This window comes from uncultured Rossellomorea sp., from assembly GCF_947488365.1.
In the GTDB taxonomy this organism is placed as follows: Bacteria; Bacillota; Bacilli; order Bacillales; family Bacillaceae_B; genus Rossellomorea.
This window is the reverse complement of the sequence record NZ_CANKZT010000001.1, coordinates 604,005-619,589: the sequence shown is the minus strand read 5'-3', so window position 1 is coordinate 619,589 and position 15,585 is coordinate 604,005. Positions and strand designations below refer to the sequence as shown.

18 protein-coding genes are annotated in these 15,585 nt (G+C 43.5%); 11 read left to right on the top strand and 7 right to left on the bottom strand.

Features of this window, described 5'->3' with window-relative positions:
* The first annotated feature begins 111 nt into the window (after positions 1 to 111).
* Genes rnz through Q1B03_RS03385 form a run of 3 tightly spaced genes read left to right on the top strand, consistent with a single transcriptional unit; the run spans position 112 to position 2,373 of the window.
* Positions 112 to 1,038: a ribonuclease Z gene (gene rnz, locus Q1B03_RS03395; RefSeq protein ID WP_299738203.1), complete on the top strand. Its 927-nt coding sequence runs from the start codon at positions 112 to 114 to the stop codon at positions 1,036 to 1,038.
* Between the two features lie 13 nt (positions 1,039 to 1,051).
* On the top strand, positions 1,052 to 1,591 hold the full coding sequence (locus Q1B03_RS03390; protein ID WP_299738201.1) for a histidine phosphatase family protein: 540 nt from the start codon (positions 1,052 to 1,054) through the stop codon (positions 1,589 to 1,591).
* A gap of 26 nt (positions 1,592 to 1,617) precedes the next feature.
* Entirely contained in the window at positions 1,618 to 2,373 is a 756-nt protein-coding gene (locus tag Q1B03_RS03385) for a GNAT family N-acetyltransferase (protein ID WP_299738199.1), read from the top strand.
* Between the two features lie 60 nt (positions 2,374 to 2,433).
* Here the strand turns inward: Q1B03_RS03385 and namA are convergent, their stop codons facing one another.
* The 3 genes from namA to proC form a co-directional block, all read right to left on the bottom strand.
* The gene (namA, locus tag Q1B03_RS03380; RefSeq protein WP_299738197.1) at positions 2,434 to 3,450 is read right to left on the bottom strand and encodes an NADPH dehydrogenase NamA; all 1,017 of its coding nucleotides are present in this window, start codon (positions 3,448 to 3,450) and stop codon (positions 2,434 to 2,436) included.
* Between the two features lie 98 nt (positions 3,451 to 3,548).
* On the bottom strand, positions 3,549 to 4,703 hold the full coding sequence (locus tag Q1B03_RS03375; RefSeq protein WP_299738195.1) for a glycosyltransferase: 1,155 nt from the start codon (positions 4,701 to 4,703) through the stop codon (positions 3,549 to 3,551).
* A 71-nt stretch (positions 4,704 to 4,774) separates the two neighbouring features.
* Entirely contained in the window at positions 4,775 to 5,584 is an 810-nt protein-coding gene (gene proC, locus Q1B03_RS03370) for a pyrroline-5-carboxylate reductase (protein ID WP_299738193.1), read from the bottom strand.
* Positions 5,585 to 6,116: 532 nt separating this feature from the next.
* On the opposite strand from proC, the gene Q1B03_RS03365 reads away from it, so the two are divergent.
* The 5 genes from Q1B03_RS03365 (at position 6,117) to Q1B03_RS03345 (ending at position 10,446) form a co-directional block, all read left to right on the top strand.
* Positions 6,117 to 7,076 (top strand): MBL fold metallo-hydrolase, encoded by a 960-nt coding sequence (locus Q1B03_RS03365; protein WP_299738191.1) that lies wholly within the window; start codon positions 6,117 to 6,119, stop codon positions 7,074 to 7,076.
* Between the two features lie 16 nt (positions 7,077 to 7,092).
* On the top strand, positions 7,093 to 7,887 hold the full coding sequence (locus Q1B03_RS03360; RefSeq protein WP_299738190.1) for an SDR family oxidoreductase: 795 nt from the start codon (positions 7,093 to 7,095) through the stop codon (positions 7,885 to 7,887).
* A gap of 49 nt (positions 7,888 to 7,936) precedes the next feature.
* A complete protein-coding gene (locus tag Q1B03_RS03355; protein WP_299738188.1) occupies positions 7,937 to 8,461 on the top strand; it encodes a DUF3221 domain-containing protein in 525 nt (174 codons plus the stop codon).
* Positions 8,462 to 8,796: 335 nt separating this feature from the next.
* Positions 8,797 to 9,648 carry a GRP family sugar transporter gene (locus Q1B03_RS03350; protein WP_299739592.1) on the top strand — a complete coding sequence of 284 codons (852 nt, stop codon included), beginning with the start codon at positions 8,797 to 8,799 and terminating at the stop codon, positions 9,646 to 9,648.
* Positions 9,649 to 9,660: 12 nt separating this feature from the next.
* Complete coding sequence (locus Q1B03_RS03345; RefSeq protein WP_299738186.1) at positions 9,661 to 10,446, top strand: glucose-1-dehydrogenase; 786 nt, start codon at positions 9,661 to 9,663, stop codon at positions 10,444 to 10,446.
* A gap of 64 nt (positions 10,447 to 10,510) precedes the next feature.
* Here the strand turns inward: Q1B03_RS03345 and Q1B03_RS03340 are convergent, their stop codons facing one another.
* A complete protein-coding gene (locus Q1B03_RS03340) occupies positions 10,511 to 10,813 on the bottom strand; it encodes an EthD family reductase (RefSeq protein ID WP_299738184.1) in 303 nt (100 codons plus the stop codon).
* A 521-nt stretch (positions 10,814 to 11,334) separates the two neighbouring features.
* Here Q1B03_RS03340 and Q1B03_RS03335 point away from each other — a divergent pair.
* Together Q1B03_RS03335 and Q1B03_RS03330 are read left to right on the top strand one after the other, a co-directional pair.
* The gene (locus Q1B03_RS03335) at positions 11,335 to 12,597 is read left to right on the top strand and encodes a DNA polymerase thumb domain-containing protein (RefSeq protein ID WP_299738182.1); all 1,263 of its coding nucleotides are present in this window, start codon (positions 11,335 to 11,337) and stop codon (positions 12,595 to 12,597) included.
* Positions 12,598 to 12,618: 21 nt separating this feature from the next.
* Positions 12,619 to 12,951: a YolD-like family protein gene (locus tag Q1B03_RS03330; protein WP_299738181.1), complete on the top strand. Its 333-nt coding sequence runs from the start codon at positions 12,619 to 12,621 to the stop codon at positions 12,949 to 12,951.
* Positions 12,952 to 13,005: 54 nt separating this feature from the next.
* On the opposite strand, the gene Q1B03_RS03325 is transcribed toward Q1B03_RS03330, so the two are convergent.
* Positions 13,006 to 13,221 carry a CDGSH iron-sulfur domain-containing protein gene (locus tag Q1B03_RS03325; protein ID WP_113967576.1) on the bottom strand — a complete coding sequence of 72 codons (216 nt, stop codon included), beginning with the start codon at positions 13,219 to 13,221 and terminating at the stop codon, positions 13,006 to 13,008.
* Positions 13,222 to 13,351: 130 nt separating this feature from the next.
* Here Q1B03_RS03325 and Q1B03_RS03320 point away from each other — a divergent pair, with 130 nt between their 5' ends.
* Complete coding sequence (locus Q1B03_RS03320; protein ID WP_299738174.1) at positions 13,352 to 13,684, top strand: iron-sulfur cluster biosynthesis family protein; 333 nt, start codon at positions 13,352 to 13,354, stop codon at positions 13,682 to 13,684.
* A 19-nt stretch (positions 13,685 to 13,703) separates the two neighbouring features.
* Here Q1B03_RS03320 and Q1B03_RS03315 read toward each other — a convergent pair whose 3' ends face one another.
* Positions 13,704 to 14,627 (bottom strand): aminoglycoside phosphotransferase family protein, encoded by a 924-nt coding sequence (locus Q1B03_RS03315; protein WP_299738171.1) that lies wholly within the window; start codon positions 14,625 to 14,627, stop codon positions 13,704 to 13,706.
* On the bottom strand, positions 14,624 to 15,550 hold the full coding sequence (locus Q1B03_RS03310) for an alpha/beta hydrolase (protein ID WP_299738169.1): 927 nt from the start codon (positions 15,548 to 15,550) through the stop codon (positions 14,624 to 14,626). The genes Q1B03_RS03315 and Q1B03_RS03310 overlap by 4 nt, the downstream gene beginning before the upstream one ends.
* Between the last annotated feature and the right edge of the window lie 35 nt (positions 15,551 to 15,585).

The window sequence follows — 15,585 nt, the reverse complement described above, 5'->3', positions numbered from 1 at the left end:
CAATTGTTTAACTGAGCATAATAATCCCCCATTCTCTTGGGAAGGAAAAGGTAAATAAGCGTAGGATGTGCTAAAATAAAGGCAGCATAGCTCATTTTAGGAGTGAATAAGTTGGAACTATTATTTTTAGGAACTGGGGCAGGAGTACCCGCTAAACTCCGAAATGTAACCAGTATTGCTTTGAAATTATTAGAAGAACGCGGTGCGGTCTGGCTTTTTGATTGTGGGGAAGCAACGCAGCATCAAATTTTACATACTAGCTTGAAACCAAGAAGAATAGAGAAGATTTTCATCACCCACTTACACGGGGATCATATTTATGGGTTGCCAGGATTATTAGGCAGCCGCTCCTTTCAAGGTGGAGAGTCCCGGCTTACGGTGTATGGACCCAAGGGAATCAAGGAGTATATCCACGTGTCTCTATCAGTCAGCCGGACGCATCTACTATATCCCCTTGAAGTGATCGAGATCGAAGAAGGGACCGTCTTTGAAGATGAAGGATTTTTCGTAGAGGCGAAGGAGCTGGATCATGCCTTGCCTACCTTCGGATACCGTGTGGTTGAAAAAGATAAACCGGGTGTTCTTCAAGTTGATCAATTAAAGGAAAGAGGTATTCAACCTGGACCCGTCTACAGGCAATTGAAATTGGGTGAATCCGTCAAGCTGGAAGACGGCACTGAACTTAATGGAGAGGACTTTCTTGGACCTTCGATTCCAGGACGGGTTGTCACGATTCTTGGAGACACCAGGGTTTGTTCGAGTGCTGTCGATTTAGGAAGGTCAGCAGATGTACTCATTCATGAAGCGACCTTCAATCGTGATCAGGAGGAAATGGCCCGTGAGTATTTCCATTCGACGACAAAGCAAGCAGCAGAGACAGCTTCAGATGCAGGGGCTAAATTGCTGTTTTTAACCCATATTTCCTCTCGATATGCAAAAGAGTCATGGGAAGAGTTGGAGAGGGAAGCAAGGGACGTGTTTCCCGATACGTATATAGCCAGGGATTTTATGGAATATGTCATACCTTTAAAGAAGTAGGGGGGGGGAAGGGATGAAGACGATTTATATCGTACGTCACGCGAAAGCGGAAGGGCAGCCGTTTCATGCGCCTTTAACGGAAACAGGGGAAAATCAAGCGAACCAACTGGCTGCTTTTTTAAAAAAACGAACCATTCAAGCGATTTATTCCAGTCCTTTTGTGAGAGCCATTGAAACAATCGCTCCCTTTGCAAGTCAGTCGGGACTAACCATAAAGGAAGATGAACGTTTAGGAGAAAGAATATTAAGTGATCACGATCTTCCTGATTGGATGGAAAAATTAAAAGACAGTTTTGAGGATTTTTCCCTTGCGTTACCAGGCGGAGAGTCGAATGATCAGGCAACGGAGAGAGCAAGGTCATTTATAGAAGACGTTTTAGAAAAAGAAGAAGATCATGTTGTTTGCGTGAGTCATGGAAACTTAACCACGCTGCTTTTGAGGTTGTTTGATGAGAAATACGGATATGATGAGCTGTTCGCCCTTTCCAATCCTGATGTGTATGTAGTAAAAGTCGAAGAAGACGGGGCAATTGTTCAACGGATCTGGGAGTAAGTTCATAGAGGAAAAGGGGAGTACGAATGAAGGAAATCACATTTGAGCATATCTATAATCCAGGACATGAAATAGGAGAGAATGATCTCTATAAACATATTCATTTTCCAGAAATGTTAACAAGGTATGATAGTAATTTTCTTGAATTCAAAAAACATCCAACGTTGGCTGAATTTAAAGAGGCTGCTCACTTTTTAAGAGAATTTCATCAATCAAAGGGGCAAAAGCATGTGAAATTTTATTTTCCCCAGGATACAAAACTAACAGAGGAATTAATGGATTATTTTACACGTGAAGGATATGAATCAGGATTTAATGAACTATACAGTATAGAAACTGGTCAATTTCCTTCTATAGACGATAATTCTGATATTGAAGTGAAAGCGGTGACCGACAGTGAATTGGATGCGTACCTGGCATTTCAATATAGTCAGGATTTAGAGTATGGTGAAGCCTTTGCAAATCAAAAGGTCGACATGCATAAGAGGAATTTCCAAAATCCCCGTTTGATGCAGCTCCTCGCTTTCTATAAGGGGACCCCGGCAGGATCCGTGGATGTGATCATTGAAGATCATACAGCAGAAATCGATGGACTGATGGTTCATGAATCGTTTCAAAAAAAGGGGATAGGTGCAAGGCTTCAACAATTTGTGATGAAGCAATTCCCTGATAAGACCGTGATATTGGTAGCGGATGGGGAAGATACACCGAGATTGATGTATCAAAAACAAAACTACCGTTATTTAGGGTTCAGGTATGAGGTCCAAAAAGTGTATGAATAGAAAAGAGAGTTGCATGCCCGGCGGCATGCAACTCTCTTATTAAGTCTGACAAAACATTTCTTACCAGCCGCGATCATACTGCTTAGGCGCCTCAATCTCAACACCCAACTCTTTGGCTGCCGTTCTTGCCCAGTATGGGTCACGAAGCAATTCACGAGCAAGTAAGACGAGGTCAGCACGCTCGTTTTGCAGAATTTCTTCGGCTTGTATACCTGTTGTAATCAGTCCGACTGCACCTGTATCGATCTTCGCTTCTTTTTTTATGGTCTCGGCAAGTTTCACCTGATAGCCCGGGAACACTGGAATTCGCGCAGGTACAAGAGCACCGGAGCTTACGTCGATTAAATCGACTCCTTGTTCTTTCATCCATTGGGCGAACACAACATAGTCTTCTACGTCCAATCCTTCTTCATGATAATCTTTGGCAGAAACACGAACAAGGAGAGGTCCGTCCCACACTTGTTGAATTCCATCAATGACTTCATGAAGGAAGCGGTAGCGGTTTTCTGCTGATCCGCCGTATTCGTCGGTACGTTTATTGGATAGCGGAGACAGGAATTCGTTGATGAGGTATCCATGTGCCCCATGAATTTCAATCACATCAAATCCCGCTTTCTTCGCTCTTTCTGCACCTTTGATGAATGCCGTTATGGTCTTTTTAATATCATTCGCCGTCATTTCAACGGGCGTTTTCATCTCTTCATTAAATGGAATCGCAGATGGGGCAAGGATGTCTCCTTCAAGGACGGCTTTTCTTCCTGCGTGAGCAAGCTGGATGCCGGTCTTTGCGCCCTGTTCCTTAATCAGGCCCACTAACTCTTTTAATCCTTCGATATGTTCGTCATCCCAAATCCCTAAATCTTGGGGGGAGATTCTTCCTTGGGGCGTGACAGCTGTAGCTTCCTGAATGATGAGCCCGACGCCACCCACTGCACGGCTTGTATAGTGAGTACGATGCCAGTTTTCGACTTTTCCATCTTCGTTATGGGAAGAATACATGCACATAGGTGCCATTACAATTCGATTCTTCAGTTCTACATCTTTAAGCGAATATGGTTGAAATAGCTTTGCGTTCATTTTAATCACCTTCCATGACGTGGTATTTATTTCGGGTTGCTAAATAGTGCTACACATGAATTATAACAACACCTTTTTTGTTCGGAAAGAAATGTGCTTTACTTCCTTTTTCGCTTCAGTTCCTTAAACGAATAAACTGTTCCACGCCATTCGATTCCGCCTCGTTTATAGGTTAATAACGTAGCTCGTCCGATAGAATAGATAAATAACATGGCGGTGAAAGGTAACGCAAGAAAAAGGAGGGGAGACTCCTTCGTCATTTGCTTTATTACCTTTAAATACGTGATGCCAATGAGAAGCAGTATCAACATACTCACGATTCGAATGGCCGGCTCCATTGAAAAAATCGTGAAGAAAGGGAGCACAGTAGAGGAGAAGACCCCAAACATGGCAAACAAAACGAGAAGCATGGAATAATGCAGACCCGCAAATGTGTTTTTTTCCAATCCGTTGAAGGCTTCCTTCAAGGAACGATACCATTCCACTTCTAGAGAATTAAGGGCGATGAGGAAGAACTGCTTTTTATGGTGTTTCTTTAGCTGGACCCCTAGTTGCAGATCATCATCGGGCATATGCTTAATCTCCTCGTGAGTACCGATCTCCTCATAAGCCGATCGTGTGATGAGATTGAAGGCGCCGATGCCCATCCCTACCTTAGAAGAGGGATCGTTTGCTTTCCAAGGTCTCTTATAAAAAGAAAAACCGAATAAGAAAAAAGCAACGAAGCTTTTTAACCAGAAGGATTGTGATTTAATATGTGGAGCCAGTGTCAGGTGATCCAGCTTCTGTGTTCGAAGCAGGGACACTGCTTTTGTCAGGATACTCGGATCGTTAAATATGACGTCGGCATCTGTGAAAAGGATGAGTTCTCCTTCTGATACCTGATACCCTTTATATAATGCCTGATTTTTCCCTAGCCATCCCTTTTCAAGTGAGTCGATATGAACTACGCTGATTCGCCTATCCATTTCGGCTAATTCTTCGAGTCTTTCCGTAGTCCCGTCCGTTGAACGATCATTGACGAGTATCCATTGGATCTGTTGATAATCCTGCTGCAGCTGAGATAGAATGCTGTCTGTAATCGTTTCTTCTTCATTTCTAGCTGGAACAATCACGGATAGGAGTGGTCCATTACTTGTTCTATGGGAAAGCTCATCAATGGAAGAGATGGTAGATACACCCCTCCACACAGCCATCCCGATAAAAATCCAGACAATAAGAACAGCGCATAGTAGAAGTAGTAGGAGGATCATTTGTCGACCTTCTTTTTTGCTTTGATTTTATCAATGAATAATGAAAATTGCGAATCATGGTGGGTTATAGCTTAGGACTGCTTCTTTAATTCTTTACCAAGTACCTCAGAACGGTTTTTCGCTGAAGAGACACATTGGAAAAACGCTTCTCTTACCTGATGGTCTTCCAATTTAGTGATCCCTGCCTCAGTCGTTCCACCTGGACTGGTCACGTTTTTCCTTAATTCCCGGGCTTCCAATCCGGATTCTTCCAGCATCGCACTTGCCCCTGCAATCGTTTGGTTAACGAGGCTTTTTGCGAGTTCCTCCTGCAAACCTAACTCTACTGCCGCATTCTTAAGTAATTCCGCGACATAGTAGATATAAGCAGGACCGCTGCCTGATAGGGCCGTTATAAGGTCTAATTGTTCTTCCGCTACTTCCACTGCTGTTCCGACGGATTGAAATAGTGTTGTCGTCCATTCTTTCTGGGAGTCAGAAAGGTTCCGGTTGAACGATACTGCCGTAGCTGATTTTCCCATGGCAGCACTCGTATTGGGCATGGCTCTTGCAATGGCTCCGTTAAAGGTGAGTTTGTCGCTAATATGTTCCATGGTGATCCCTGCTAAAACTGAAATGACCATCGTATTCCTTGAAAGGTGGGTCTTAATAGAATCTGCAGCCTCATGAAAGTCTTTTGGTTTCATGGCCAGAATGACGACGTCGTATGGTGAATCATGTTCTACATGACGCACACCGAATTCGTGCACGATTTCGTTTAATCGCTCTTGGTTGGCCCGATTGGTAACATGCACTTTTTCATTCTTCAGGACCCCTGATTTCAGTGCTCCACTCATTAAAGCGTAAGCCATCGATCCTGCTCCAATAAACAATGTCTTCATTCGTTCATTCCTCCTCCATTTTTGAAAAAAAAACAGACCCTCTCATCCATAAAGGACGAAAGGGTCTGCTTCCGTGGTACCACCTTGTTTTGTTCATTCCAATGGACGAAATGAACACACTTCACTTCCATGTAACGCTGGAAAAACGTTCTGCTTTAAGACGCTCAAAAGGCAGGTTCACAAATAGAGGGGATGACGGTGCCTTTCAGCCGGTGGGCACCGATCTCTGACATCATCTATTCATTACTAGTCTTTATCATCGCTTTTTCTTTTAGTGTTATGTAAAATGATTTACCGATAGTAAACGTATATTATAGGTGATTATCATAGAAAGATAGCTTATTTGTCAAGTGTTTATTTCAGTCTATTCAATCATTTTAAAAATGACATTTGTTAGGAAAAAATGTACACTATTAAATGAAGAGTCATTCATTTTCTATTAACGTAAGAGTAATGAATTTCTAGACGGGAAGGGCACGTCGGTCCGATCTTCGCTGCCTCCCCTTTTTATTATGAAGAATGTGGTGAAAATATGACAACCTTAGTGAATAATATCGCAAAAATTACGCTGTCCACTCCTTTTGCCGTAGGGGATGTGAATGTTTATTTAGTGAAAGGGGATGCCTTGACCTTAGTGGATGCAGGGCCTCTTACAGAATCGGCCTGGGTACAGCTGACCGAGCAATTGTCCCTTTTGGGGTATACACCTCAAGATATTGATCAAATCGTTTTGACCCATCATCATCCGGATCATGCCGGCTTACTTGATCGGTTCTCTCCCTCTGTTAAAATTTTTGGGCACAAGTATAACAAGTTTTGGCTGCATCGTGATGACTATTTTCATGAAGTGTATGATCGCTTTTTCCTTCAATTGGGGATCGAATCGGGATTACCTCAAGAGTATCTCCAGTCAATTCATAAATTTAAGAGTCCTTTGAAATTTATGGGGAATCGAAAATTAGATAATGAAATAAGAGAAGGGGACGCCATTCCTGGAATGGAAGATTGGACGATCATTGAAACGTTAGGACATGCTCAGAGTCACTTATCCTTTTACCGGGAGAGGGATGGTGTTTTGATAGCCGGAGATCATATACTCGCGACTATTTCCCCTAATCCATTAATTGAACCACCGTTTGAAGGGGAAACCGAGCGTTCAAAGCCATTGCTGCAATACAATGATTCCTTGAAAAAGTTATTGGATATTCCCATTTCCCTTGCCTACACAGGTCATGGGGACAATATTAAGGATGTTCACGGGTTAATTCCGAGGCGATTAGGGAAACAGGATGAAAGAGCACGGGGTGTTCTGGAAATGATCAATGGTAACCGGCTGACCGTATTCGACATATGTAAGACATTATTCCCTTCCGTATATCGAAAAGAACTTGGTCTGACACTATCTGAAACAATCGGACAATTAGACTACCTGGAATCCCTTCACTACATAAAGAAAGAAATGGATGATGGAATCTATCATTATTTTACCTAGAAAGATGTGACGATAAATGAACAGTAGAATAAAAGGAAAAACCATTGTGATTACCGGTGCCTCTGGAGGAATCGGAGAACAAATGGCCATCAAAGTTGCAGAAAACGGCGGAAATCTTGCCTTGATTGCACGCCGTGTCCATTTGCTTGAAGCATTAAAAGAGAGGCTTATAACCGAATACAATTGTAAGGTGGAAGTGTATCCGTTAAATGTAACGGATTACGACGAAATCCCCCGTACATTCCAGGCCATCCTGAAAGACTTTGGCCCGATCCATGCATTGATCAATAACGCAGGGTATGGAATATTCCAGGAAGCACATGAAACATCATTTCAGGATGTGAAGGGAATGATGGACGTGAATGTTCTTGGACTCATGGCATGTACGGGAGAAGTCCTTCCCTATATGCGTGAACAAGGTTCTGGTCATATCATTAACATTGCCTCTCAGGCAGGTAAGTTCGCTTCACCAAAGTCGAGTGCGTACTCTGCCTCTAAGCATGCTGTGTTAGGATATACAAATAGCCTGAGAATGGAAGCCAAAAGATACGGGGTAAAGGTGACAGCGGTTAATCCTGGGCCGATTGCCACAGATTTTTTCTCCATTGCCGATGAATCCGGGACGTATGTGAAGAATGTAGAAAAGTTTATGCTTGATCCTGCATACGTCGCTCAAAAAGTCGTGGAAGCCCTTTTTACCAATAGGAGGGAAATCAATTTGCCACGATGGATGAATATGGGGAGCGTCATTTATCAACTATTCCCATCTTTTGTCGAAAAAGTAGGAAATAACCTTTTCTTCAAAAAATAGTGAAACCAAACCATACTCTCATTCGTCTAATCTAATAAGGGGGGAGTCTATGAAGAAGTGTTTGCCTGTTCTGATCATTTGTTTCTGTTTTCTATTTACCGGTTGTGGTCCTTCAACATCTGTAAGTACATCTCAAGCCAGCGCAAATTTCATAGGCTTTGTCACCCAGCTTGAAAGCGATCAAGCGCTTATTAATGATGTTTGGTTTTCTTTCAATGACCAAACCCTCATGAAGACAGACAAAGATAAAAAACTACATAAAGATGACATAGAGATAGGCAAAAAAGTGAGTGTGACGTTTGATGGTGAGCTCCAGGAGTCCTACCCCCGAAGAGCTTCTGCAGATCAATTGGTTTTTCTGACGGATCAACAAAGTAAAACCGAGGGTAGTGCGGTCAGATTAGTCATGAAAGATCCCCGGTTTTCACAGGTGGTCATCCAATCCGTTGAAAAAAATCCCACCGGCTTATATTCATTACGATTCAAAGATCTTTCCATCGACAGAGATGTCCATGTCATTGTGAATGTGGACAATAACCGGGTGATTGTGCCCATACATACATCTACAAAATGACAAAGAAGAAAGCATTGGTTTATAGACCAATGCTTTCTTCTTTGTGATCAAATGTTTTTATTTTCCCCAGCTGATCCAGGATCGCTATCGTTACGAGAGACGGATTCTCCATGTAAATGCGCTGACCTTTCGTATGTTCAAATTGTTAAAACGTCTTGTCAATCATCTTCATGATCCATTCTTCATATTTCCACCTCACCTTGAGGTTATACCGGACAAAATAAGGGTATGCATCATGGAGCGGGAAATATTTATGATTTTCTAGCCTAAACGGCTAGAATTTTTGTTTCGGAGGAAAACTATGACTATTGTTGGAAAAAGGATGTGGATGTATGATAGGGATTCTTTTGGCCCTGATCCCCGCAGTAGCATGGGGAAGTCTTGTGTTTGTAAGTGTAAAACTTGGAGGGAATGCTTATAGCCAAACGGTTGGAATTACCATTGGTTCTTTGCTGTTTGCCATAGGCATTTTCTTCATCAAATCACCGGAATTGACGTTATTTGTGTGGGGGATCGGCTTCATTTCAGGCGTCTTCTGGGCAGTCGGTCAAGTCAATCAGTTAGCGAGTGTAAAGTTCATCGGAGTTGCGAAAACCGTTCCGATTTCAACGGGAATGCAGCTGATTGGAACGACTCTTTTCGGCGTTCTAGTGTTTAAAGAATGGAAAACAACAGAGACGATCCTCCTCGGAAGCGGGGCCGTTTTAGCTCTTATTATTGGTGTTGTATTAACCTCATTCACTCAAAAATCCGAGGGTGATGATCAATCTCAGCTTAAAAAGGGTTTACTAACTTTATTGCTATCCAGCTGTGGATACATAGCCTATGTCGTCATTTTAAGATGGTTTGATATTGACGGCTGGGAAGCCATTTTACCACAGGCGATTGGAATGTTTATTGGGGCGGTTGTCATTACTTTCAGGCATAGGCCCTTTACAAAATATACTATACGCAATATTTTAACCGGTCTTATGTGGGCAACGGGGAATCTGGGATTGCTTCTGGCTCTTCCACGGATCGGAGTGGCTACAAGCTTTTCCCTATCTCAAACGGGAATCGTGATTTCTACTCTTGGAGGTTTGTTTTTCTTAGGTGAAAAGAAATCCAAAAAGCAAATCCTTCTCGTCATTGCAGGGTGTGTTCTTATCATTATCGGCGGTGTTCTATTAGGCTTTACGAAAGATTAAGGAGGAATGGATATGTATTCAGATCTGACAGGTAAGGTTGTCATTATAACCGGAGCTGCTACAGGTATAGGAAAGGCGATTGCTAAACGATTTGCCAGTGAAGGCTGCAAAGTGGTCATTAATTATTTCAAAGAAGATGAAAATCCGGAAGAACTAGTGAGGGAAATCGAAGAAGCAGGGGGAACAGCCTCCATTATTCAAGGTGATGTGTCAAAAGAAGCAGACGTTCAGGGCTTTGTCCATTTTGCGCACGACACGTATGGCCGTCTTGATATCTACGTGAATAATGCGGGAATCGAAAATGAAGTTCCGTCTGAAAACCTGCCTATTGAAGATTGGCAAAGGGTCATCAACACGAACTTAACAGGTACATTTCTCGGATGCCGTGAAGCTGCGAAATACATGCTCGATCATAACATCAAAGGATCGATCATCAATGTTTCTTCTGTTCATGAAATCATTCCGTGGCCTCACTTTGCGCACTATGCAGCCAGTAAGGGTGGAGTGAAATTATTAATGGAAAGTCTTGCGTTAGAATTCGCACCCGATGGAATCCGGGTAAACAATATTGCTCCCGGGGCCATTGACACTCCCATCAATGCCGAGAAATTTTCTGATCCTGAAAAGAAAAAAGGAGTGGAGAAACTCATTCCAATGGGCTATATCGGGGAACCCGAACAGGTGGCTTCCTGCGCAGCTTTTCTAGCCTCGGATCAGGCAAGCTACGTCACCGGAACGACACTCATCGCCGATGGGGGCATGACGAAATATCCAGGATTCCAAGCCGGGAGAGGTTGATGGGAAAATGGCCAAAATCACACGTTGATTTTGGCTTTTCTTATTTTTGGCAGAGTAAGTATTCTTAATTGACTATGGTGATAATCGGTGGTTTCTCTAAGTATTTCATGAAGTTCGGAACATCGTCTCCAACCGCTTTCCATTCTTCAGAATTAAACGCTTCTTTCATATCTGCTTTGTTTTCAAATTCGATCTCCGTTATTAAGTAGAGTGACAAATCCGTATTTTGATTGGATAACACCCGCTGTACATTCGCATTTTTTACATGAGGAACCTTTCCAGCTATCGGCATATGGGTGTTGAAGTAATATTCCTCGAACCCTTCCTGATCCTTTGGCTTTTCATACATCACAATCACTTTCGCCATGTTACTCCTCCTCGCCCTGACAATTTGTGTTCATTTGAATTTTAGCAATTATAGGAAAATGCGACTATGAATTTCATAACAAAAATATCGACAGAATTTGACTTTGGTGTGACCCTGATTGCTTGTCGCCCCAGGGCGAGCCCCTTCCGCTTTTCTTGATCCAGCTGCAGGGCTTAGAGGCTCGAGGTCATAAGTCAAACATACCAAAAAGGCAAAAAGCGCCTTTCCGGTATGTTCGCCTTATGCTTGTCGCCTCTAGGCAAAGCCCTTCCGCTTTTCTTGATCCAGCTGCAGGGCTTAGAGGCTCGAGGTCATAAGTCAAACATACCAAAAAGGCAAAGAGCGCCTTTCCGGTATGTTCGCCTTATGCTTGTCGGTCCTGCTCAAGCCGCCTCCGCTTTTCTTGTTATTCTCTCCATTTCCATTTATTTAAGTTGAAAGGGAACGTATATTCGGTTAGAATCATAGATATACTATATGAGAACGTTTGTTCTATTTTAGGTAAAATGGAGGACGAGGATATGACTGTCGATTACAGTGTGCTGCCACACCACAAGATTCTGTGCATCGATATGAAGAGCTTTTATGCTAGCTGTTCGGCTGTCATGCTGGGTCTTGATCCCCTTGAATGCCATTTGGCTGTAGTAGGGGATAGGGACCGCCAAGGAAGTATTGTGTTAGCGGCATCACCCAGGTTGAAGAAGGACTTTGGGATCAAAACGGGCTCGCGGATGTTTGAAATCCCAAAGGATCCGCGCATCCGGCTTGTAGAGCCGAAAATGGCGACGTATGTCAGGATATCGACTGAATTGACCCGGTTATTCCACCGCTACGTACCGAAAGATGCCATTCATACGTATAGCGTGGACGAAAGCTTTATCAAGATTGATGGAGCGACGAATCTCTGGGGAGATGCCACGACTGTTGCACGTAAAATCAGAGATGATATGGAAAGGGAGTTTCAGCTGCCGTGCGCCATAGGAATCGGTCCCAATATGCTGTTGTCTAAGTTGTGCCTGGATCTTGAAGCAAAAAAAGAGGGTATTGCCGAATGGACCTATGAAGACGTTCCGGAAAAGCTGTGGCCGCTATCGCCTTTACGTGAAATGTGGGGGATTGGCGGGCGCCTCGAAAAGACGCTCAATCGCATGGGGATTTTCTCTATTGGCCAATTGGCGCAGTATGACCTGGAGAAGCTGGAGGCCAAGTTCGGCGTTATGGGAAATCAACTCTATTACCACGCATGGGGAGTTGATTTATCTGAAATAGGAGCTCCGATCATGGATGGTCAAATCAGCTTTGGCAAGGGGCAGATCCTGCTTCGCGATTATAAGGAGAAAGAGGAAATCAAACGTGTCATTTTAGAAATGTGTGAAGAAGTCGCCAGACGCGCCCGCACCCATCGCAAGTCGGGGAGAACAATAAGCTTTGGCGTCGGTTACAGTCACGAAGAATTTGGTGGAGGGTTTCACCGGTCGCGGACCATCGAGGAGCCGACCAATATCACCATGGATTTATATCGTGTATGCCTGGAGTTATTCGAAGAGAATTACAACGGGAAAACTGTACGGAAAATCAACATCGCTCTTTCAAATATTGTAGATGATGGAGCCTTGCAGATTTCTTTGTTCGAGCCGAATCGATGGGAGAAGCGGGAGCTAGGGTATGTAGTGGACCGCATCCGAAATAAATATGGATCGGCAGCCCTTCTCCGGGCCGTATCCTATACAGAAGCAGGAACAGCAAGGCATCGTGCCCGCCTGGTGGGTGGACATAAATCGTAATAAATATAGGAGGTGAGAGAGTTGATCCGCGATCGAGGAAGAATCAAATGGACATCTATGATGCTGCCGGAGCATGTGAAGCTCCTAAGGGATTGGGCAAAGGAAGATACGCACGAGAAGAGGATCGAACTTGACGAGCAGGAACTGGTCAGGATGAATGAAGTCGTGTCAGAGGCGATGGAGTTTGGCAAATTGGTGTCGATTACTCACTATGTAAAGCACCGTCATCAATTATCGATTGGAACCGTTCACCACGTCGACTCACTGGAAGGGAAGCTGCACGTCGTAGACAGGTTCGAAGACGTACACTATATTCCACTTGCAAGCGTTGTGGACATTCGCTTTTTCGATTGACAGCCCCATGAAAAGAGAGACTTCACAAGGGTGAAGTCTCTCTTTTCATTCCATTTACTCTTCGTCCAATACTTTTTCTGCCCGCACACATGATTCGAATTTTCCTTTATGAGATGCGTCACAAAACGGCATGTTTGTAGATAAGCCACAACGGCAAAGGGTAAACACTTGTTTCGTTGGAAATACATTTCCGTCAGCGTCAATTAGCTCCACGTCACCGCTTACACGAAAAGAACCATTATCATTCACTTTAATTTGAGCTTTTGCCATGAAAAACCACCCTTTCTAGAAAATACAAAAGAATCCCCCTTATCGATAGTAAATTGAAAACAGGAAAAATGCAATATTCTAAAGGAAACAAATGAAATGTGATAGGATAAGGGATAGAGGAGGTCGTCGAATGAAAATCGAACTAACGAACGAAGCAACCCAAAAGATTCAAGATAGAATAGGGACCCAAAATGGTCACCTGAAATTGAAATACGATACAGAAGGTTGCGGCTGTGTTGTAAGCGGTATTCCTACCTTATGGTTTGTCCATCACCCTGTTGAAGGTGAAGATATAAAGATAGAAACGAACAGCTATCCGATCCTCGTAGAAAGATCAAAGATGGTTTTCCTCGATGAAAAACTGAAAATTGATTTTTCTTCACAAAGTAACACATTTCAATTAAAAAGCCCTGGGCAGATCATTAATGGGAGAATGAACTTTCTATTGTTTCCAGGGGAATAAATAGAAACGAAGCTGACTCTTAGGAGAATTTAAGGGTCAGCTCATTCTCCTTCATCAACTCCTCAAACATTCGGGCCAATGAAAGCCCAGTCGTCCACCCACCCATCGCATCCTCTACAGACCAGCACGCAGATAGGACCGAGTGACAAAACCCGTATTGAATCAACCGTTCATAAGAGAGGGAAAGAAGGGAAGCGATTGTCCGGGTCCTGTATTGAAGCAGTTCTAATGGCACATCCCATTTCTTCCATTCATTCAACATGAACTGAATGCAGTCATATTCTCTCTCGCCGATAAGCCCTTTAGGATCGATGGCCGTCCAGCCGGAAGATTCCGAGTAGAGAATATTTCCATGATGCAGATCACCGTGTAGAAGAAAGAGATCTGTGGAAGTACTGAGCAACTCAGGAAAGAGGTTTTCAGCTTTTAAGACGAGCTCTTCAGGTAAGGGTCCACTTCCTCCGTTGAATTTTTCACGCAGCCGCCCAATTCCATTTGACCAGGATTGAACGGTAGGGTATGCGTGAAGGATCGCGGGCTTATGCCATAAACGATGAGCAACACGGGACAATACATGCAGGACCTCTTTTTCATCCTCAACGGAGTGAAGGGAAGTGCCCGGTGTGAGGCGATCTAACAGGATCCACCCCTCTTCCTTATGAAAATCTATGACCTCCACCATGCCCTTCCCTTGGAAATCCTGAAGCGCATGAAACTCATTGGAAAAATCGTTGTTCGGATACCCGACCTTTAGAACGGCATCCCGTTCACGCCCGATCTGGACCGGCACCACAAAGTTATAGCTTAATGAAAAAGGCTCACTGAAGGTTAAATGGAACCGATTTTTTAAAGACTTCAGTAGATCTTCCACGTTCGAAATCCACACTGCACCTGAATCGCCATACATGGTTTGCATTTTTGATCTGAAATCAGTTGGAATCAAGAGACATCATCCCTTTCATTTAATACAAATTGGTGAAGAAACCGTTGAATCACTTGTTCATATTCCTCAGGGTTGTCATTATACGATTGAGCATGAGTGCCCCGAAAATCGAGAAACAGTTCTTTAGGTCCCTGTTTTTTTTCAAATAAATCCTTTGTCATTTGAGGAAGGATAAAGTCATCATTTGTGCTGTGGAGAAACAACACGGGTTTTCTGATGTTTTGAACAACCGATATCGGTGATAGATCCTTTAATGTGTAACCTTGTCGCAGCTTTAGGGTGCCGCCAACGAGGGGTAGGAGAAATTTTGCAGGCATCTTCACTTCTACGCTCATACGATAGGCAAGCTGTTCACCAAAGTCGGAAAAAGGGCAATCGGCAATATAAAAATCTGCCCGATCTTCCACACTGCCTGCATATAAAAGCAGAGTAGCTGCACCCATGGACTCCCCGTGGATTCCGAAGAAAACGTCCTCGCCTTCCCGTCGGATCAACTCATCCACAACAGCCTTTAAATCATATTTTTCAAAATATCCGTAACTTGTCGTCTTCCCGCCGGACTCCCCATGCCGGCGATGGTCATAAATCACAGCATTGAATCCTTGTTTGATGAAAAGGTTCATATACTTGATCGAATTCCACTTGTTTTCTGTAACCCCATGGGAAAAGATCATGAATTTTTTATGGGGGTGAGGCTTCACAAAAATCGCTTTAATGTCATATCCGTATTGTGAAGGGATCAGCACCTCTTCTTTAGGAAGTGAGGCATAATCCTCTTCTATCAGCCTGGTCGATCCTGTTTCACGAGACCGGATAAAGTCATCTCCCTTTTTCGGTAAGTACATAAAACGATTCGTAATGTAAATCCCAAGCAGCCCTATGGACGAAAGGGTACCGCCAAGGATGGCAAGTTTCTTTCTCATCTTCATCACCTCAAGCAAAATCATTCATACTCATA

Excerpts from the sequence above, each read along its gene's own strand:
- Q1B03_RS03340 (WP_299738184.1), bottom strand. The coding sequence starts at position 10,813 with ATGGCGAAAGTGATTGTGATGTATGAAAAGCCAAAGGATCAGGAAGGG.
- Q1B03_RS03310 (WP_299738169.1), bottom strand. The coding sequence starts at position 15,550 with ATGAGAAAGAAACTTGCCATCCTTGGCGGTACCCTTTCGTCCATAGGG.
- proC (WP_299738193.1), bottom strand. The coding sequence starts at position 5,584 with ATGAAGACATTGTTTATTGGAGCAGGATCGATGGCTTACGCTTTAATG.
- Q1B03_RS03385 (WP_299738199.1), top strand. The coding sequence starts at position 1,618 with ATGAAGGAAATCACATTTGAGCATATCTATAATCCAGGACATGAAATA.
- Q1B03_RS03365 (WP_299738191.1), top strand. The coding sequence starts at position 6,117 with ATGACAACCTTAGTGAATAATATCGCAAAAATTACGCTGTCCACTCCT.
- Q1B03_RS03375 (WP_299738195.1), bottom strand. The coding sequence starts at position 4,703 with ATGATCCTCCTACTACTTCTACTATGCGCTGTTCTTATTGTCTGGATT.
- Q1B03_RS03325 (WP_113967576.1), bottom strand. The coding sequence starts at position 13,221 with ATGGCAAAAGCTCAAATTAAAGTGAATGATAATGGTTCTTTTCGTGTA.
- Q1B03_RS03390 (WP_299738201.1), top strand. The coding sequence starts at position 1,052 with ATGAAGACGATTTATATCGTACGTCACGCGAAAGCGGAAGGGCAGCCG.
- Q1B03_RS03320 (WP_299738174.1), top strand. The coding sequence starts at position 13,352 with ATGAAAATCGAACTAACGAACGAAGCAACCCAAAAGATTCAAGATAGA.
- Q1B03_RS03360 (WP_299738190.1), top strand. The coding sequence starts at position 7,093 with ATGAACAGTAGAATAAAAGGAAAAACCATTGTGATTACCGGTGCCTCT.
- Q1B03_RS03335 (WP_299738182.1), top strand. The coding sequence starts at position 11,335 with ATGACTGTCGATTACAGTGTGCTGCCACACCACAAGATTCTGTGCATC.
- Q1B03_RS03345 (WP_299738186.1), top strand. The coding sequence starts at position 9,661 with ATGTATTCAGATCTGACAGGTAAGGTTGTCATTATAACCGGAGCTGCT.
- Q1B03_RS03355 (WP_299738188.1), top strand. The coding sequence starts at position 7,937 with ATGAAGAAGTGTTTGCCTGTTCTGATCATTTGTTTCTGTTTTCTATTT.
- namA (WP_299738197.1), bottom strand. The coding sequence starts at position 3,450 with ATGAACGCAAAGCTATTTCAACCATATTCGCTTAAAGATGTAGAACTG.